The following is a 1,765-nucleotide window of genomic DNA, read 5'->3' on the forward strand; positions in this document are numbered from 1 at the left end:
CACGACCGCGTTAGATGGCTTCGCCAATCGCCGAGACCGAGCATGCCGAGGTGTCGAGGCTTGGCGCGCCCTCTCTCCCACAAGGGGCGAGAGGGCGCGCTTGCCGGCGATGGACTGGCGGCTCGTGCCGCTTGGAATTGGGTCCCTCTGGCCGGCGGGCGCTCGGGGCCGTCCGGGCAGGGCCTTCTCCGGAAGAGCCCCGTCGCGGACACCGCCTGCCAGCCCCCGAACGATCCCGGTGATCATTCGCGCCCGTTCCGTGGGCCGGCGGTGAGGGCAGTATGCGGGAGGTGGGGAGGGTGGGGATAAATTTCTTCGGGTAGGGCCGGAAGTGGGCTGGCTACTTCTGACGAAAATCGGGCAACAACTGCCGTTGGCGGCGCGCGATAGATTCTATTTTCGCGAGGGATTGCGCTGCTCGTTTATAAGGTCATTTCCGAGGCGCCGTGCAGACGTCGATGTGGGCCGACATCTTCAAATGATATTGTGGAGCGAGTTTGCAAAAACGATGCGGACTGCGTCCTACAATGGTAATCCTGCAATTCGCATAAATAAGTAATCTGCGACTTTGTGAGAACGGGGCGTGATGTCGGAAGCCAAAGTACGAGCAATCGCCCTTGTTTTCTACATAGCGGTCTTGCTGGTTGTCCAAGGTCTGTTCGTTGACAGCGGACTGAGGCCTAACGAGAATGCTATTTTGTTGTACGGTGGGATCGCGAGTCTCCTCTTCGGTAGCCGGATTCTGAATCCTTATTTCACTCCACCATCGGGCGCGTTTATAAACGGTGTAACGGCGCTGCTCGCCTTGCTCTCGGCGATACCCGTGGTGCTTCCATGGACACCGGAAGCTTATATCTTCGGTGCGACCATCGGGTTCAGCGCCATTATAGCCTTGGTCTCAATCCTGCTCTTGATCTTCCGCCCTCCGTTGGGTGAGGAGCCCTCGACCGTGTGGAGAGTCTTCGAGCGCGGGGTGATCGGTCTAGGCAGCCCTAACATCATTTTCGGCCTCATAATCACGTCGGCAGTCTGGTTATTCCACCGCGATGCGCCCGGTGAGGTGTTCGCGATCCTTGCCACTTTCATTGTCATCACCGTTTTTCAGCCGATCGAGGCGCTGGCAAAGTATCTTTTATGGTTTCTTGAAAGGCCGAATCCTATCAGCCGGGATGATCTGATTGGTACGGTCGCCGCATATCAATCTCCGGGAATTGTTCTTGTTCGACAGGCCGAGGCGAAGACGATCACTCGGGGAACGCCAATGGTGATTTCTGACCAGCATGGTCCACCGCAACTGGGCGTAGCTCTCGACTATGTTGGGCGGGATGAAGGCAACTTGCTCCGAGTGTTAACCACGTCGTTACCGAAGCGGCTCGCGGCACTCCATACTGGTAGCGCGACGGCTATGAGCGGAACAGCAATTTCCATAGCCGTGACAGATGAGGATAAGGCCGACATTCGAGCTTTACAGTGGATCGATCGGCTGTGTGGCATCGTGGATACCGAGACCAGCCCGGAGTACCTGCAATTCGAGGTGGTCAACGAAGCCGGACTAGCCGAGGGCTCGCTCGCTGAGGTGCGGATCGGCAACAACCAGCGCGTCATCTATCAGGTGGTAGACGGCGTGACCCGCGACGAGGTTGTTCAACAGAAGAACAAGTATGGGTACGCACGGGCTAAGAGTCCGTTTCGAAACTCACTGCGGCGGGTTCAAAGGCCCCTCGGATGGTCGCTCCGCAATGACATGATACCCGATTTCCGCGGG

The 1,765-nt window shown here is 57.8% G+C and carries 1 protein-coding gene; it reads left to right on the forward strand.

Features of this window, described 5'->3' with window-relative positions; translation table 11 throughout:
- Nucleotides 1-586: 586 nt before the first annotated feature.
- Nucleotides 587-1,765, forward strand: a 1,179-nt coding sequence (locus VQ044_RS25010; RefSeq protein ID WP_331827885.1) for a hypothetical protein, incomplete at its 3' end; no start/stop codon positions are given.

Source organism: Aurantimonas sp. C2-5-R2, from assembly GCF_036549495.1.
Taxonomy (GTDB): Bacteria; Pseudomonadota; Alphaproteobacteria; order Rhizobiales; family Rhizobiaceae; genus Aurantimonas; species Aurantimonas coralicida_A.